This window comes from Neobacillus drentensis NBRC 102427, from assembly GCF_001591445.1.
GTDB lineage: Bacteria > Bacillota > Bacilli > Bacillales > Cytobacillaceae > Neobacillus > Neobacillus drentensis.
This window is the reverse complement of the sequence record NZ_BCUX01000008.1, coordinates 112,023-128,741: the sequence shown is the minus strand read 5'-3', so window position 1 is coordinate 128,741 and position 16,719 is coordinate 112,023. Positions and strand designations below refer to the sequence as shown.

General features: G+C 37.8%; 19 protein-coding genes and 1 tRNA gene. 12 read left to right on the top strand and 8 right to left on the bottom strand.

Annotated elements, in window-relative coordinates:
* Positions 1–14: 14 nt before the first annotated feature.
* Positions 15–527 (bottom strand): CotY/CotZ family spore coat protein, encoded by a 513-nt coding sequence (locus BDR01S_RS04475; protein ID WP_066252213.1) that lies wholly within the window; start codon positions 525–527, stop codon positions 15–17.
* 142 nt (positions 528–669) lie between these two features.
* On the opposite strand from BDR01S_RS04475, the gene BDR01S_RS04470 reads away from it, so the two are divergent.
* The 8 genes from BDR01S_RS04470 (at position 670) to spoVIF (ending at position 4,393) form a co-directional block, all read left to right on the top strand.
* Entirely contained in the window at positions 670–1,026 is a 357-nt protein-coding gene (locus tag BDR01S_RS04470; RefSeq protein WP_066252215.1) for a DUF1360 domain-containing protein, read from the top strand.
* An 81-nt stretch (positions 1,027–1,107) separates the two neighbouring features.
* Positions 1,108–1,245: a hypothetical protein gene (locus tag BDR01S_RS25670; protein ID WP_169801410.1), complete on the top strand. Its 138-nt coding sequence runs from the start codon at positions 1,108–1,110 to the stop codon at positions 1,243–1,245.
* Between the two features lie 146 nt (positions 1,246–1,391).
* Positions 1,392–1,859: a sporulation protein gene (locus BDR01S_RS04465; RefSeq protein WP_066252217.1), complete on the top strand. Its 468-nt coding sequence runs from the start codon at positions 1,392–1,394 to the stop codon at positions 1,857–1,859.
* A gap of 16 nt (positions 1,860–1,875) precedes the next feature.
* A complete protein-coding gene (spoVAC, locus tag BDR01S_RS04460) occupies positions 1,876–2,355 on the top strand; it encodes a stage V sporulation protein AC (RefSeq protein ID WP_066252219.1) in 480 nt (159 codons plus the stop codon).
* Complete coding sequence (gene spoVAD / locus BDR01S_RS04455) at positions 2,356–3,381, top strand: stage V sporulation protein AD (RefSeq protein ID WP_066252222.1); 1,026 nt, start codon at positions 2,356–2,358, stop codon at positions 3,379–3,381.
* A gap of 4 nt (positions 3,382–3,385) precedes the next feature.
* A complete protein-coding gene (gene spoVAE / locus BDR01S_RS04450) occupies positions 3,386–3,742 on the top strand; it encodes a stage V sporulation protein AE (protein WP_066252224.1) in 357 nt (118 codons plus the stop codon).
* A 107-nt stretch (positions 3,743–3,849) separates the two neighbouring features.
* On the top strand, positions 3,850–3,966 hold the full coding sequence (locus BDR01S_RS24745) for a YjcZ family sporulation protein (RefSeq protein WP_074432806.1): 117 nt from the start codon (positions 3,850–3,852) through the stop codon (positions 3,964–3,966).
* A gap of 172 nt (positions 3,967–4,138) precedes the next feature.
* On the top strand, positions 4,139–4,393 hold the full coding sequence (spoVIF, locus tag BDR01S_RS04445) for a sporulation-specific transcription regulator SpoVIF (RefSeq protein ID WP_066259806.1): 255 nt from the start codon (positions 4,139–4,141) through the stop codon (positions 4,391–4,393).
* A 24-nt stretch (positions 4,394–4,417) separates the two neighbouring features.
* Here spoVIF and BDR01S_RS04440 read toward each other — a convergent pair whose 3' ends face one another.
* From BDR01S_RS04440 to BDR01S_RS04420, 5 genes are all read right to left on the bottom strand, one after another.
* The gene (locus tag BDR01S_RS04440) at positions 4,418–6,718 is read right to left on the bottom strand and encodes a UvrD-helicase domain-containing protein (protein WP_066252226.1); all 2,301 of its coding nucleotides are present in this window, start codon (positions 6,716–6,718) and stop codon (positions 4,418–4,420) included.
* 138 nt (positions 6,719–6,856) lie between these two features.
* Entirely contained in the window at positions 6,857–7,279 is a 423-nt protein-coding gene (locus BDR01S_RS04435; protein WP_066252228.1) for a GNAT family N-acetyltransferase, read from the bottom strand.
* A 5-nt stretch (positions 7,280–7,284) separates the two neighbouring features.
* Positions 7,285–7,797, bottom strand: coding sequence for a YjcG family protein (locus BDR01S_RS04430; protein ID WP_066252231.1), 513 nt, complete (start codon positions 7,795–7,797; stop codon positions 7,285–7,287).
* A 122-nt stretch (positions 7,798–7,919) separates the two neighbouring features.
* Entirely contained in the window at positions 7,920–8,642 is a 723-nt protein-coding gene (locus tag BDR01S_RS04425) for an alpha/beta hydrolase (protein WP_066252232.1), read from the bottom strand.
* A 115-nt stretch (positions 8,643–8,757) separates the two neighbouring features.
* Positions 8,758–8,982 (bottom strand): hypothetical protein, encoded by a 225-nt coding sequence (locus tag BDR01S_RS04420; RefSeq protein ID WP_066252234.1) that lies wholly within the window; start codon positions 8,980–8,982, stop codon positions 8,758–8,760.
* A gap of 168 nt (positions 8,983–9,150) precedes the next feature.
* On the opposite strand from BDR01S_RS04420, the gene BDR01S_RS04415 reads away from it, so the two are divergent.
* Positions 9,151–9,222 (top strand) — tRNA-Val (locus BDR01S_RS04415).
* A gap of 159 nt (positions 9,223–9,381) precedes the next feature.
* Here BDR01S_RS04415 and BDR01S_RS04410 read toward each other — a convergent pair.
* Both BDR01S_RS04410 and BDR01S_RS04405 read right to left on the bottom strand, forming a co-directional pair.
* Positions 9,382–12,903, bottom strand: coding sequence for a bifunctional 2',3'-cyclic-nucleotide 2'-phosphodiesterase/3'-nucleotidase (locus BDR01S_RS04410; protein WP_066252235.1), 3,522 nt, complete (start codon positions 12,901–12,903; stop codon positions 9,382–9,384).
* 862 nt (positions 12,904–13,765) lie between these two features.
* Positions 13,766–14,692, bottom strand: coding sequence for a DNA-3-methyladenine glycosylase 2 (locus BDR01S_RS04405; RefSeq protein ID WP_066252237.1), 927 nt, complete (start codon positions 14,690–14,692; stop codon positions 13,766–13,768).
* A gap of 252 nt (positions 14,693–14,944) precedes the next feature.
* Between BDR01S_RS04405 and cyoE the strand changes: the two genes are divergently transcribed.
* The 3 genes from cyoE to BDR01S_RS04395 all read left to right on the top strand — a co-directional run bounded on the left by cyoE (position 14,945) and on the right by BDR01S_RS04395 (position 16,712).
* The gene (gene cyoE / locus BDR01S_RS04400; RefSeq protein ID WP_066252239.1) at positions 14,945–15,889 is read left to right on the top strand and encodes a heme o synthase; all 945 of its coding nucleotides are present in this window, start codon (positions 14,945–14,947) and stop codon (positions 15,887–15,889) included.
* Positions 15,890–16,082: 193 nt separating this feature from the next.
* Positions 16,083–16,232 carry a cytochrome c oxidase subunit 2A gene (locus BDR01S_RS25230; protein ID WP_157406104.1) on the top strand — a complete coding sequence of 50 codons (150 nt, stop codon included), beginning with the start codon at positions 16,083–16,085 and terminating at the stop codon, positions 16,230–16,232.
* A 12-nt stretch (positions 16,233–16,244) separates the two neighbouring features.
* Complete coding sequence (locus tag BDR01S_RS04395; RefSeq protein WP_066252240.1) at positions 16,245–16,712, top strand: cytochrome c oxidase subunit II; 468 nt, start codon at positions 16,245–16,247, stop codon at positions 16,710–16,712.
* Positions 16,713–16,719 lie beyond the last annotated feature (7 nt).

Genomic DNA, 16,719 nt, shown 5'->3' with positions numbered 1-16,719 from the left:
GACTGGCTAAGTTTTTAGTTGCAAATTCCAAGGTTAACATCAGCAATACATTGAACTGCACAGAAGCAGCTTAAGTCAACTGTAATGCAGTCGTTACTAGCACGGAAACGTTCAACCTGACAAACTTTATCCAGGTTAATGCAGCACTTATCTCCACCTGAAACTAAGTTTACCGGGCAGAAGGTTCCGCCCTCGCGGCGCCCTGGTACTAACACACGAAGTGTAGCACAACAGTTGTCAAATACATCTTCTACGCGGAAGTAGATGGATACACATGCATTGTTTTCGTTACTAAAGAATGCATGGAATGGAGAACCATCCGCAGTACTTAATACAAATACACGAGTATCTACAGGATCTCTCCTCGCAGGTGACACCAAAGAACCTAGAGGCTCAGCGAAACAACTGGAACACTCTGGGCACTCGTCTTCTTCTACAGCATTATCTTGGATATCTTTAATTGCACGAACGACTTCGCAAACACAATTGCCGTTTCGAAAATCATGATTATTATTTCCACAACCCATTTATTTTTCCTCCTTAACCGTGATATATATCTTACATTACTAACATATTTCACAGAGCACTTTTGGGTAACGGACAATAGCCTTGTTTTAGAAAAATTAGGCAATTAATATATTTCATGTTAGTTGGAAAGGAAAATTCAACATGAATATAACGATTTTACAACTTCTTATTCTTTCGCTTGCAAGCTTTAGGCTGACCAGACTCCTTGTTTTTGATAAAATAACTGAGTTTATTCGGGAGCCTTTTTTCAATGAAATCAAAGAAGAAAATGAGGATGGTGAAATCGAGGTTTATTATCTCCCCAAGGAAAAAGGGGCTAAAAAGTTTATCGGTGAACTGCTTAGCTGTTACTGGTGTACCGGGATATGGGCCTCTACAGGAGTCGTAGCTATATCTTTCCTATACCCTGACTTCTCTTTTCCGATTATTATAATTTTTGCAGTGGCTGGCTTCGCATCAATATTGGAGTCAATTGTACAGCATTTTATCGAAAAATAAAGGTGTTCGCTGAGACAAGACTTAGAGGTTGTTCATATTCTAATACAAGTAGTTAATGAATTGAGTAAGGGAGAGAGATAAATGAGTCAAAAAAAAAGGAGAACTCAAACAACTGATTACTCACAATCCATACAGTCATCCGAAACAACCCAAATGTATCAACCATCTAAATCGATAAAGAAAAAAGGGTGCGGATGCGGCAAAAAAACTTCAAAGTAAGCTATTGGGACTGTCAGATTAACTGGCAGTTTTTTATATTTACTGAGAAATATAGATAAATTACGCGTATCTAGTCATAATTTTCGACAATGTCGAAAAAACTACCTATAGTGATGGAAAAAAAACGGAATAGGGGATGGATTCAAATGAAAGTTATTCATTATTGGATATTATTTGCTTGTTTATTATTACTCTCCTCCTGTTCTCAAAATCAACAGGTTAAGGATAGCCAATTGACCCTTATGAAAACAACGAACCCCAGCCCGATTATGACAGTAAAGAATGAAAGTAAAAGTCAGGTAAAAGAAATTGAACAGGATGTAAGCGCAATTCCAGAATTATATGATGTTGCGGTAATAAAAGGGAAAAAGGACACCCTGGTTGTTTATAAGGTTAAGCATTTGTCTCGTTTTAGAATGAAAAAAATTGAAAAAGACATCAACAAAATGCTTGAAGAAAAATATCCAAATGATAACTTTACAATTTCGAGTGATTATAAAATATTTCTCGAAGCAGTGAGACTTGAAGAGAGAATGAAATCCGCTAAATTTTCTCATCAGAGAGCTGAAAAGCGCTTTAACGACATTGTTAAAATGACGAAAGAAATGAAGTAAGAAAGGAAGATTCAAGATGGCGAACAGTAAGCAGAAAAATATGACGCTCCAACAGCGCAAGTATCAACAACTTCAGCAGAAGCACGAAATTAAAAGGCCTGTTTTAAAGAATTGTATTAAGGCATTTTTTGTTGGCGGAATTATTTGTGTTGTCGGACAAGCCATCAGTTATTTTTATATTTACTTTTTTGATTTTACTGAACAGAGCGTAGGAAACCCGACAGTAGCCACCATGGTCTTTTTATCAATGTTACTCACTGGCTTCGGAATTTACGATCGTCTAGGACAATTTGCCGGAGCAGGAAGTGCCGTGCCCGTTACTGGCTTTGGAAATGCCGTAATCTCGGCATGCATCGAACATCGAACGGAAGGCTTTGTTTTAGGTGTAGGTGGAAATATGTTTAAACTGGCAGGATCTGTTGTTCTCTTCGGTGTTTTCTCAGCCTTTGTTGTAGCACTTATTAAAACGCTGCTGGTAATGTGGGGGGTTTTGTAATTGTTAAAGGGGCACCAATCATGGATCTTTACAAATCGGCCAATGATCACTGCTACCGGGGTTACCGGTGGACCATTTGAGGCAAATGGAAATTTAGCTAATGATTTTGATTTATTATTTGAGGATTTGTGGATGGGAAAGGAAACGTATGAAAAAGCACATCGGTTACTGATAGAAGAAGCGATTAAAACAGCTTTACAAAAAGGGAAGATTGAGAAAGAGCAGATTCAATTTTTATTTGCTGGAGATTTAATTAATCAAATTACGCCAACCAGCTTTGCGGCACGTACGATGCAGATTCCATACTTTGGACTTTTTGGTGCCTGCTCAACGTCAATGGAAGGATTGGCGCTAGCCTCGTTCGTCGTTAATTACCAGGGAGCAAAGTACGTACTTACGGGTGCATCAAGTCATAATGCAGCAGTTGAAAAACAATTTCGCTACCCTACAGAGTACGGGGGTCAAAAGCCGCCTACTGCACAATGGACGGTTACAGGTGCTGGAGTAGCTTTAGTGCAACCAAATAAACCTGGGCAGATGCATCCGGTGACAATATCGGCAACGATTGGAAAAGTCGTCGATATGGGGTTATCTGACCCTTTTAATATGGGTGGGGCGATGGCACCAGCGGCAGCTGATACAATAATGGCCCATTTCCGTGATCTTCAATTAGAGCCCTCTTATTATGATTTAATTGTAACCGGCGACCTGGGAAGGGTCGGTCATGATACAGCTTTCGAGTTGATCAACAAAAGTGGTCTTCAATTAGAGCGGAAACAATTTCAGGATTGTGGTTTATTAATGTATAAAGATAATCAGCCTGTACAATCGGGTGGAAGCGGCGCGGGATGCTCAGCAACAGCTTTATATGGGCATTTATTAAACCAATTGAAAAAGGGTGTATATAAACGAATCCTTGTAGTTGCAACTGGGGCATTGCTGTCACCGCTTAGTTTTCAGCAAAACGAATCGATCCCCTGTATTGCACATGCGGTAGCGATCGAAATGAATGGAGATAAGGAGTGATTCAATGTTAGCGATGTTTTTCTGGGCATTTGTTATCGGCGGGCTAATTTGTGTTATCGGGCAGCTTTTATTTGATGTGGCCAAGCTTACCCCAGGTCATACACTAAGTTTGCTTGTTGTTATTGGAGCAATATTGGATGGTTTCGGACTGTATGAGCCGCTTGTTGACTTTGCAGGGGCTGGAGCTACCATTCCAATTACCAGTTTTGGTAATTCTCTAGTCCACGGAGCATTGCAGGATGCAGAGAAACATGGGCTGATCGGAGTATTGACCGGTATGTTTCAAGTGACAAGTTCCGGTATTTCTGCTGCCATTATTTTCGGATTTATAGGTGCCCTTATTTTTAAACCAAAAGGATAATTTATTTATTTTTATATCCAATTTACCGAAATAGATGTCGAGCCTACACACTGTATTAAGTAATTTCATATGTTATTAATGAGATTACAGAAGTGAGGTGACATTCTATGTGCTTTGGATATGGCGGCTACGGCTACGGCGGTGGGTATGGCGGCGGTTCAACTTTTGTATTAATCGTCGTATTATTCATCCTTTTAATCATTGTTGGTGCAAGCTTCTATTAATAAACAGTAAGCTTGTATTAATGGAAGGGGTTGGCCAAAAAAGATGGCCAGCCCCTTCTTTGCTTCAATAGCGTATGCGCCTATGGGTGTGTACGCTTTTCCTATTTTATTCACCATTTTTCCCTTTCTTCATACAATAAAAGTAGTTTATGAAGGAGCGTGATCTTTGAACATGGATAATGGATTTTTTAAAAACATTGAAAAGAAAACGGGCGTTAATATGAAAGATATCTTTGATTTAGCCAATTCACTACAAAATGCGAATTTTAAAGATGAAAAAACTGTCCGTAATGTAATTCGTCGAGTTTCTCAAATTGCCAATAAACCGGTAAATCAAGAAATGGAAGATCAAATTGTTAAATCGATCATCAACGATGGAAAACAACTTGACCTCAATACAATCTCGAATATGATCAATAAAAAATAAAAAGAAGAAGACCACTTTCCTAATTTAGGAATTGGTCTTCTTCTTTTTATTAAGCGGAGCAATAAACCGTGAACGGTTGGCTTTTTTTCCTCTTCTATTTTGTGGCACGGAAATAAACAGCTGCTCCTTTGCACGAGTCATCGCAACATAAAATAATCTTCTTTCTTCCTCGAGTGCTGTAAAATCACCATTTCGATACGCTTCGAGGGCAAAATCATGCGGAAGGCTGCCGTCGACTGCGCCAATGATATAAACGGTTTTGTATTCAAGGCCTTTTGAGCGGTGGATTGTACTTAGGCTGATGGCTTCTTGAAAATGTTTACTTAAATTTTTGATTTCTCGATTCATTGCCGACATATGCTCGGCATGTGCTAGAAACGCTTCAAGGCTGTCAAAACTTTTGGCTGCCACTTTTAAATCCTTAAGGTCGTCCGATCCTTTTTCAAGTTTATTCGATTCATTTCCGCGTTTTTTTAGAAAATCAAGAAAGCCAATATCTTTCTCTACCTTTTCGATTGCTAATTGCGGTGACGTGTGCTTTAATCCACGAATAATCGTGACAGCCTTTTTTAATTTCTTTTCCTGAAATGCATGGGCTGTTGTTAAGTGTGCGAGTGCCTCAAGAAGACTACAGTCTCTTAGGATGCTTTGTGCTTTTAATTCTTTTAGGATAGTCTGTTTTAAAAAAAGTAATGGTAATATGTCTGCCATTGCTTGCGGGTCCTCTTCATTTAAACTTACCTTTAGAAATGCCAGAGCGCTTCTCACAATATAACGTTCATAGAAAGCCTCTGCATCTAAATCGATTTTAAAAGGAAGGTTGGAGCCAGCCAGCCTTTCAAAGACTGCGCGAGACCCGGCATTGGTCCGGTAAAGAATCGCAAAGTCTGACGGATTTGCTCCGAGTGAAATCTGCTCTTGTATATCTGTAAGAATCATTGTTGCTTCTTCCTCTTCATCAAAAGGGAAAAATAACTGCGGGAGTCTTTGAGATGAAAACTGTGCCTTCATTTTCTTCGTTCTTCTCACTTTATTGGCAGCAATCATTTGATTAGCGGCAGTAACTATTTCATGTGACGATCGGTAATTTTGGTCAAGTGTGACCATCTTGGCATATGGAAAATCTTTTTCAAATTCCAACAAATAACTAGGATCACTACCACGAAACGAATAGATTGCTTGATCGTCGTCACCAACGGCACAAACATTTTTATGTTTACCTGATAAAAGTTTAATAAGCTCGTACTGCACCTTATTTATATCCTGAAACTCATCAATTAAGAAATAATGAAACCGCTCTTGATACTGTTCAAGCAGGGAGGGGGTCGAGACAAACAGCTGATAGCAGCCAATCAGCATATCATCAAAATCAAACAAACCCTCTCTATTCTTATATTCCTCATATCTTTTATATAAAAAGACTACTTTTTCTTCCCATTCGGAAGCAGGCTTCACTTCATTCGGCATCAGTAATGAGTTTTTCCAAAGGCCGATTTGCTGAAGGGCCAAATCATAGGCAAATTCTTTTTCCGACAAGTCGAGCTCTTTTCCTGATTCCTTCAAAATTTTATCCCGCTGCCATTCTTTTTTCAGCAACTTATTTGATGACCAATTATTTCCATCATGAAACATAAGAATTCGATAAAAAATGCTATGGAAAGTACCGGTAACAAGTTGAGTGATTTTTTCTCGTTTCATATGCGGGTACGAAAGCAGCCGGTTTTTCATTTCAGCTGCTGCTTTCGATGTGAAAGTAACAAGCATAATTGTCCTTGGATCCAAGTGTTTTTCATTCATCATAAACGCTGTCCGTGCGGTTAATACACGAGTTTTGCCACTCCCGGCACCTGCAAGGACTAATAAAGAGCCTTCAGTCTCCATGACCGCGGCTGCCTGACTTTCATCTAAAATAACGCCACTTTCGGCAAGCTGCTGTAAGTAAGCTGAGCGCTCCACATGGTTGTTACTAATTGACTGTTTGTATGGAACAGTAGATTCAATGCTTGTGGCGGTTTTGAACATATCAATGCTTGGTGGGGTCGTTGTAATCGTCCTGCCCTTTGGCATGTGAAATCCATTTATCTCGGTAGATTGGTGGGAATCTAATTTTACCGCAGTTACAGTGGGCTCTGGACAATGTATATCGGGTGAATGCATATGATAAAAATGTGGTTCCTTCTGAATACCTAAAAACAATCGAACGTTCTCTTTACATACAGAACAGTTCAGTTGACCATTTTTTCCGGCCAGAAATATTTTTTGATATTGATCCCTGCTTAATTGTTCAAGGAAAATATTCTGATTTTGATAAATCGCTGTTTTCATAGTTTTTACCCTCTATATCCAAAAATCAAGACATGTTCTATCATATCAAAACCTGAAGGGAACTAAAAGGGATTCCCGAACATTGATGGAATTACCAAAAAAGCACTTGCCGCTTAAAGCGCCAAGTGCTTCCTATGTTTATATTTCTTTTAACATCGTTTTATGTGGAATTCCAGCATCCAAAAATTCCTCTGAGACAACTTCATAACCAAGTCCGGCATAAAAGGGAATGGCATGGGTTTGAGCATTAAGCTTTAATTTATGAATATCCTTTTTAAGGGCGTAACTCTCGATTGCATTCATCATCGCTTTACCTGCACCAGTTTTTCTAGCCACTTTTAATACGCAAATTCGTTCAACTTTTCCATAGCCATCAACGAAACGAAATCGTCCCGCAGCAATAGGAGAACCTTCATCGTACATGACAAAGTGTTCTGCATCGTCCTCGTAGGCATCAATTTCCTCTTCAAGTGGAACTGCTTGCTCTTCAACGAAAACAGTTTTCCTAACGGAATAAGCATCTTCAAGTTCTTTTTGATTTTCAACAACCTTTATTGTCACTTAAACTATTCCTTTCCAAGACGAAATGTTTCATAAACGGTCCAAGACCCATTTTCTAGTTGATACAGAAGATGGAAGCGGTCAACCGTTTCTTCATGATTTATTTTGGTCATGCGGAGTGAACCAAATACATCAGAATGCTCATCATTTGATAGCTTTTGACCAATCGTAATATGAGGAACAAATGCATAATCTAAATTTTGCTCCGAAAATTCTTGGTTGATTTCATTATGCAAGGCGGAAAGTTCTTCCGTCTTGTCCACTTTTAAATAAATAACATTATTAACGGGTTGAAAGGAGCTGATTTTTGAAGTTTTTAAAGGGAAAGCATTATGGTTTACAGCGACTCTCCGTAATTTTTCGGCATATTCTTTAGCCTCTTCTTCGGTCGCCTCAAATGAATATTTCAGTGTGAGGTGTGGCGTAATTAAAGAATAATGCGGGTCATAACGTTTTCGATAGGAATTAGCTAAATCTTGTAGTTTTTTTGATGGGAAAATGACAACACCAAATTTCATTCGAATACCTCCATTATGATAAACTGAACTTTTTTTTAGATAAAAAAATCAACCTTCCTAATATTATAACAAATTTTCAAAATATATTAAACAACTTATCGTTGGTGTCCATGCTAAGAAGATTAAAACAGCATTTTAAGTGCTCGTCTTAAATCTGGCTGCCAGTAAGTCCAAGTATGATTTCCGTTAAATTCTTCATAAAAATATGTAATGGGTTTCTCTGAAATTATTTTTGAAAGCCTACGATTTGGGATTAGGAAATTTTTCAAACTGCCATCTGATGTCTCAACTTCTGTTTCTTGATTCCCTATTACATGATAGAGCTGTAATAACTGTCCCTCCGAGAAGTCCTCGACAGAATTAAGAATATTTTCATCCACATAAGGAGACTGTATCAGGGCTTTTCCAAACGTATGTGGATATTGAAGCGCTGTCATTAGTGAAACGGCACCACCGAGCGAGTCACCAATCAGTGCTCTTGTCGATCCCATTTGATAAGTTGGGAATTCTGTATCAAGGTAAGGAACTAATTCATGGGCTAGAAAACGAATGTATTGTTGATTCTGTATGCCACTCGGATGGTATTTCTTGCTACGGTCTTCTACATCCTTATAGGGTACCCCAATAATGATTAAGTTTTCAATTTCTCTTTGGAAAAGAAACTCGTCTGCCCAACGAGCGATTCTGCCGAGTTGAAAATAGTCTTGGCCGTCTTGGGCAATCAGCAGTGAGTATTTATATAGTGGCGAAAAGTTTGCAGGCAGGTAGATTAAAAGCTGCACATCTTCTCCAAGTTCGCTGCTCTGAATGGTAACTTCTTTGATTGTTCCTTTTGGAAACTCCATGCATTTATTCCCCCAATGATTCGATCTCTACCACTGCATTATAACAAAACTAAATTGGAAATGCTTTTAATAATAGGGGGACGGAAGCTAATGTGATTTGTAGGCGGGAAGAGGATTAGTGAAGGTAGTGGTTTTTGTGACGGGATTCAGGCATAATCGATAAAATGTTTTCACGTTTAAAGGTGCGCATTTGTTTCCGAAGCAAACAATAGGCTCGAATGTATTCGTTGGTAACTTCCTTCACAATTAGCTTCCGTTGTGATAATTCTTGGTTTTCTGCAAGGTAAATCATTTCTAATGGAATATTTTCCTCGATAGAACGCATAAATAAACCATCCATTTGAATCACTCCTTCCTATACTATATGTTATTATTTTATCCAAACATTTGTTCTTTATTAAAGAAAAGTGGAACAAATGTTTCTTTTTTGTGGTTTTTATGCAGTAATGCTGAAAAGATATTGACATTCTAGAAAAATTCAATATAATTAAATTTGTACTTAATAAGCGATCTGATAGTTCAGCGGGAGAATACATCCTTGACAGGGATGGGGTCGGGGGTTCGAATCCCTCTCAGATCATCATTTAAAATCCTAGCATCTTTACGATGCTAGGATTTTTTTATTTGCATGGAATAAATCAAAAGGTAAAGATTGGCGTAAATTCGCAAATTATATAAGTATTTGAAAATTAAAGGACTGTATGGATTCGTTTATAGAATCTATACAGTCCTTAGTTAATTAATTAACTCTTTGAATTCTTCCCTCAGACTTATATTCAAAAGGAGAAGATAATGTTTTTACAAAATCAACGGATGCATCTACATCTATTGGGCCAACTTCTAAATCAGTAGAAAGAGCCCCAATACCGTATTTAAGGTTTCCCGTCATATAGTTGTTGATAACAACTGTGTATTCCTTCGTTTTGTCAATCTTGCTTCCATCTGGTAAGAAGATGTCTACAACCTTGCCTGTTTTAGCTGTGCTGTCATAAGTATACGTGTATTTAAAGCCAGCAATATGGAAGTCAAGACCTCTATCTGTAATCTGGTTATTTAATACTGTCTCTAAATCTGCACCGCTAAGTTTTACTTTATTTAACACATTACCAAACGGCTGAATGGCAAATAAATCACCAAATGTTACTTCACCTGCTTCTAATGGAGAGCGGACACCGCCGCCATTCATCATGGCGAAGTCTGCGTTCATTGCAGCTTTCATACCATCCGCAATAAGATTTCCAAGAGCAAAATCACCAAATTCATTATCTACAGTTGGATAACCTTTTTCAAGGGTAGATGAAGATTGCCCAACAACTTTTGCTTTAATTGGTTCGGCTTTCTCTGAATATTTTTTCATAATCTCTGCAACTTCTGGATCTGGAGTATAGTCCTTTTGATAAACCGTTTTAATCTCTGCTGATTTATTCACGATATCACCAGTTTCACGGTCAATTTCAACTTCTACATCAGAAAAAGCAGATCCATAAGAATAGGCTTGGACAATGAGTTTGTTGTCCACTACTCGGTTTACCCCTACATGGTTGTGTGCAGCAAAGATAACATCTACTTCATCATCAATTTGTTCTGCGATTCTGCTAGCATCGAATGAATCGGTATAACCTGTTTGGGTAGCAGGATTATGAGCAAGGACGATAATGGCTTCGATTCCTTGTCCTTTTAATTCTTCCGTATACTTGTTAATGGCTTCAACTTCGTCTGTAATCTGTAATGATTCGTTTCCTTTTCTAACAATCATATTAGGTGTTTCCTGAGTTACAACTCCGATCACACCAATTTTTTGACCTTCTATTGTGAAAATAGTGTAAGGATCCGTAATTAGATTTCCATCTCTTGTATCATAAGCGTTTGCGGCAACAAGTGGGAAGTTCATTCCGTCATAACCAACCGTACCGTTTGGATGATCTCCACCTTTCATCATACGGTGTAGTTCGTCAATCCCTTCATCAAATTCATGATTTCCGAATGTGCCTGCATCAAAACCGATATTTTCCAATACTTCAATGGTAGGCTCATCCTGGAAAAGAGCGGATATTAACGGGCTTCCTCCAATCATATCTCCAGCATGTAAAAGAAGGGTATTAGGATTTGTTGCTTCCTCTTGTTTTAATGCAGCTGCCAAGTACTCAATAGGTCCGGCTGATAAATCTCCAACTTTTGTAACCGTATCTAACTGTCCATGTAAATCATTTACTCCTAAAAGCTGAACCTTTAAAAGGTCGCTATCTGAATGGCTATCCAAGTTAAAATTAAAGATTCCAAAACCTTTTGAATCGGTTTTGCCAGTATAAGAAAATGGGCTTTTTTCCGTGATATATTGCTCTGCTTTTGGTGAAGTCGTAAAAGTAACATTTACATTTCCTGAGATTGGAGCGATTGACCAGTTTCCATCAGCTGTTGGGGTAATTTCTTTCACCTCAGAAATGTAGTTCATTAAAATTTGACGGTTTTCATCGGCTGAATCAACTACTAATTCACTGCCCTTTACCCCAGGGAAATTCCCTCCGCCACCAGCACGATAATTATTTGTTACCACAATAAATTCTTGTTCCGGATTCAATGGTTCCCCATTATATTTAAGATTTACAACACGGCTTGAATTCGGGTTTAAAAGTTCCCCATTTGGTGCGTATTTGGCAGGCTTTGTAACATCAATTTGATATTCTACGCCATCAATCACATCAAAGTTAAATACTGGAAAGTTAGAATTGATTAACGGTTGTTCAGTTGTATTTGAAGGATCGATCGTGTTGTATTGACCGGCAGACATTTCAAGCCACTCTTTAACATCCGAACCTTTCACCTTAATAGCTTTTAGAGTGTTATCATAAAGGTATAAGTCAGACGCACTACGAATGGTTAAATCACCTTGGTTAATCTCTGTGTATTCATCCACGCTATTTCCACCAGCTTTAAAAGGGGCTCCTGCTGATAAAATCGGAAGATCTTTTAATTCCGGCTTGTTTAATTCGATATATTTTTCGACATACCATTTTTGTGCGTTTGTCACTACTTGAATAGATGGATCATCTTGTACGAGTGCGAAATAGCTATAGATGTCATCTGTAGTCGTTCCAATTGGTGTATTCACATATTCTAAGGTAGCTTCATGATCGGCTTTTACAGCATCAACTATTGACTGGTCTGGTTGAATAGCATCTATTTGTCTTGTGGAGGATTGTGAATTAGAAACTGTCCATTTCCCTTTTATTTTTTGTAAGGTAAGGTCAATAATTCCTAATGATCCACCGGCAAATCCAGCTTGTACAGCAGCTACACCGTTAATCGTTCCTTTTCCGTTATCTACTCCAGGGAGAGGTTGTCCGTCGGCACCTTTGAACATTGTATCTAGACTAGCTACATTTTTTGCTGGGAAGGTTTTATGCGTGTGTGAAAATGTAATCGCATCAATTTCAGGTACTTTACTTAAAGCATAGACTGCATTTTCAGTATTCGCTTCATTTGCACTAAAACCTGAGTGAGCTAATGCAATAATGACATCTGCTCCTTCTTCTTTCAACATAGGGATATATTTTTTCGCTGTTTCTACGATGTTTTTGGTAATGACCTTTCCATCTAGAACCGATTTATCCCATTCATTAATTTGAGGAGGAACAAACCCAATATATCCAATTTTAATAACATTAGTTTTACCAAATTCATCTGTTACTTTTTTATTCACAATTTTATAAGGAGTATATTTATTTACATCATTAGTTGGATCATTATCATGATCATCTACGTATACATTGGCGTTGACAAAAGAGAAGTTGGCATCATCATACACTTCATCTAGATACTCCAATCCATAGTTAAACTCATGGTTTCCGAGTGTCGCCATATCATAGCCCATTAGGTTCATGGCCTTGATAGCTGGATGTATTTCTCCTTCCTCTAGAGGATCAATTTTTGCTTTGTATGTAGCGAGAGGATTCCCTTGTATAAGGTCACCATTATCCACGAGTACAGAGTTTTCTACTTCTTTTCGTGCTTCTTTCACAAGAGTTGCCGTTTTAGCCAGTCCCAATTTAGGAGCTACACTATTTTTATAATAATCATAGCTTAGTAGATTGTTATGGACATCGGTCGTTTCCATAATACGAAGTTCAACCTCTGATTGAACCTTGACTTTAGAGGGCTTTGCAGCCATTGCATTGCCAGACAAGAAAGGAGCTGCTAACACGGTGATTGCAAGTGTACTGGACAAAATTTTCTTGCTCCTGTTTCTTCTTCCTAATTTCATTATGCACCCATCCTTCTATATTTTTTGTTTTTAATAGGCCCAAAAAATAATATAGCAAAATATATATTAAGATAGTGTTAACTTTTAGAATACCAGGAGGATAATACTAGTGATATTGCGTTTTAGCCATCAATTGGTTAATTGTGCTCACCTTTTAATTTGATAAATTTATTTATTTTGAGAATAAATACGCGGGTAGTTTGTAGGGTATATATGTTAATTGGAGTCTGAGTTTCCGAAACTTAGTCAGGGAGCTCGGCTCAATCACTGCCTCTTCAGGGGCACGTGGATTATGTTGCGGTTACAAAGATTGTTGGAATTTAATTTTAATGAGGTTCACTTGGTTTTTTTGAAACATCAGAAGTCTTATCCTTAATTGAGTAAACAGTGATATTTAAAATAAGCGGAGATTTTCCGGTTAGACATAGAATAGAGCACAGTTCGGGGGAATATAAGCGGAGGTTTTCCGATTAAGCAAAGCAAAATTACCCATTTTCACGTTTTTTGAGTCAATAGTCGGAATCCTTCCGTCTATTTAAACTATTTTCAGTGCTATTTCCTATTTAAGAGAAAGTTCTCCGCTTATTTATCGAACCCGCTTTAGCGTCTAATGAACTTGTACCACAACTGGTGCTTTATTGAATAAAAGAAAATAAAAAAGGCTTAGAGATATTTGCATCTCTAAGCCTTTTTAACTGTGCAATATTCTGTGAATTATGTTGTGAAATTTATGTGATTTGCTATGTGATTAGGTTTGTGATTTACCGTTTTGCACCTCACAAGTAAATCCGTTACTTATTTAATCAGGTGTTTTTTTATTCTAACTTGTACTTTTATCTTTTATTTGAGTTGTTTATTCAACTTAATACAAAACTCGCCATAAATAAAAGGTTGCATAGGATTCCCAATTTGCCCATGGAATCGATAAAGCGAGGATTTCCTCTTTGGTTGGTTTTCTATCCATTTTTAATAATGTTTTGATCGCATTGATTAGACCAACATCATCGATAGGAAAGGCATTCGGAAAACGGAGGCAGCGCATCAGCACATAATTGGCCGTCCATGGACCGATCCCACGTATTTTAATTAAACTTTTTTCGACCTCTTTAAAGCTACCTACTTCGATTAACTTCTGCTTGGATAATTCTCCACTCGCCATTAATTTTGCAATTCCAATAATATATTCACTCTTTTTCACGGTCATTTTAATATCTTCAAGATCAATTGGTGTGAGTTGGGCAATTCGTTCGTAGGTTGGGAAGATCCAATATTTCATACCATTCCATTCGATCGAATCACCGAACTTTTCAACAAATTGTCGCTTTAATGTGTAGGCGAATCCTAAGTTAATTTGTTGGCCTAATACTCCCCAGCAGAGAGCTTCAAATAAATCAGGAATGCCGATGAGGCGCAATCCATAAAACTTCTCAACGGTCATTTTTAGTAAGGAATCAGCTTTTCCCATTTCATAAAAAGGAATTAAATCGTTATCGAGATCAAACCAATCTCGAATGTAATGCACAACTTCAGCACGCTGCCAAAGCTTGGTAGGTTGAGTACCTCCTAGAAAGTGGACATTCAACTGCTTATTATCGGAGCATTCTATCTGTACTAAGATTCTAGTCCCACCAATTGCTATCACTCTTCTAATGACATCGTTGTCGACTTCAAACATACATTCATTAGTACTACGCTTCAGGTAGCCAAGGTTGGCGATCATGTTAAACGGTTCAGACAATGGAATGACAATAGCTTCATTGTCTTCGTTGTCTTCGTTGTTGGACAACATAACTCACCCCTCCTTTTGCTATATTCTATTATTATCACATATAAGGGAAATATGGTAAAATCGTAGCAACCGCAAGAAAGTGTAGAGAATAGTTCCAGTGATTTTTGTAGAAAGTACATGACACTATACCCGGCAGTTTTGATTGGGAGTAAGCAACAGTCATTTCCAGGTGCCTGACACTTATTTTGATAATTTTAATATGGTATGATAGATTATATCTGTTTTGTATTACTTCTTAGGAGAGGATATTAAATGAGTAATAATGAAATACCTTCTCTACGGAAGGACGGAAGATCGATAATATCAAATCAACGAAATATATCCGGTATTATAACTGACTTGAAGTTACTGTTTAAAGCAAATGTTTTAATCGCTAATGTTCTGCCTGTCTTTGCAGGATTCTGGTTAGCTTTACATTTTACGAACGCTTCTCTTTCAACAAATATGGATGTATTACTCTTGACAATTTTCGGAAGTACAATGGTAATTGCCGGTGCACTTGCGCTTAATAACTGGTACGATGTTGATATTGATACCGTAATGGATCGAACAAAGAGCCGTCCAACCGTAACGGGTAATATTTCTTTGAAAGTCGTGTTAACGATGGGGATTTCTCTTACCGCTCTTGGGTTTATTCTTTTACTTTTTACAACTTTTGAAGCATCGTTGTACGCTTTCGTGGGATGGTTTACCTATTGCTTTCCCTATACCATGTGGTCAAAACGGAAGTATACCTTTAACACGATAATAGGAAGTATTTCTGGTGCTGTAACACCATTAATTGGCTGGACAGCTATCGCACCTGGATTTCAAAAAGTACCAATAATCTTGTTTCTAATCCTGTTTATATTTCAAATGCCCCATACCTTTGCCATTGCCGTAAAGAAATTTAAAGAATATAAAGCGGCAGGGGTTGCGATGCTTCCTGTTGTTCGAGGGTTGGCAGTGACTAAACGGCAAATGGTGTTATATATTGCTTGCTTATTTCCATTACCTTTCTTTCTAGCGCCACTAGGAGTTACCTTTATGGTCATAGCTACCTTGCTTAACATTGGATGGTTAGTTGTTAGTATTAGCGGATTTTTTACAAAAAATGACCTTAAATGGGCACAAGTTAATTTTCTATATTCTGTTAATTATATAACGATTATCTTCCTCATGATGATTATTGTTACCCTGCCGATATTTAATCACTAAGGATAATTACAAGAAAAAGTCTGACCCTTGTTGGCATAATCGCCATACAAGGGTCAGACTTTTTTTTATGACTGGGATGTCTTAAATTATTTATTTTTATAAAAATTCCTTGTTGTGTGATACGGTTCACTACAATGAGAATAATTCCCAACTATGATATAAGTATAAACATCATAAAAGGGGATGGGTTTTGATGGGAGCTACAAAAGTGAACAACAAAAAGAAGTCGGGTGAAGCACAAGAAGCACCGTTAAAAGGAACATGGATTTCCGTAAGTGTTGTAGGAGCAGTTATCGTACTTACGTATTTCGTATTATATGGGCTATATATGGCGAGAGTATAGGGGGGAAAAGGGATGAAGATGCATCTTGATGAAAAAATTTGGCTGACCATAAGTTTTGGGATAATTATGATATTTATGTTTTTCACAGGCTATCAGGCCTTTGCATTAGATATGGCACCACCAAGCAATAAGGAAATCATTGATCCACAAAAAGTAGATCAAACAGCGCCATTCGATAAACCAGGTGTTAATAAGATTGGTGAAAATGAATATGAAGTGATTATGACATTACAAGCGTTCAGTTTTAATCCAGGCAATTTTGAGGTGCCTGCAGGATCAACTGTGCATTTTACTTTAACATCAAAAGATGTTGTACACGGGTTTGAAGTTGCTGGAACAAACCTGAATGCAATGGTTATGCCAGGCCATATTCAAAAGATCACACAAAAGTTTAATAAACCGGGAACTTACTTAGTGTTATGTAATGAATATTGCGGGGCTGGACACCAAGCAATGAGTACAACGATTACGGTTAAATAAAGGGGGG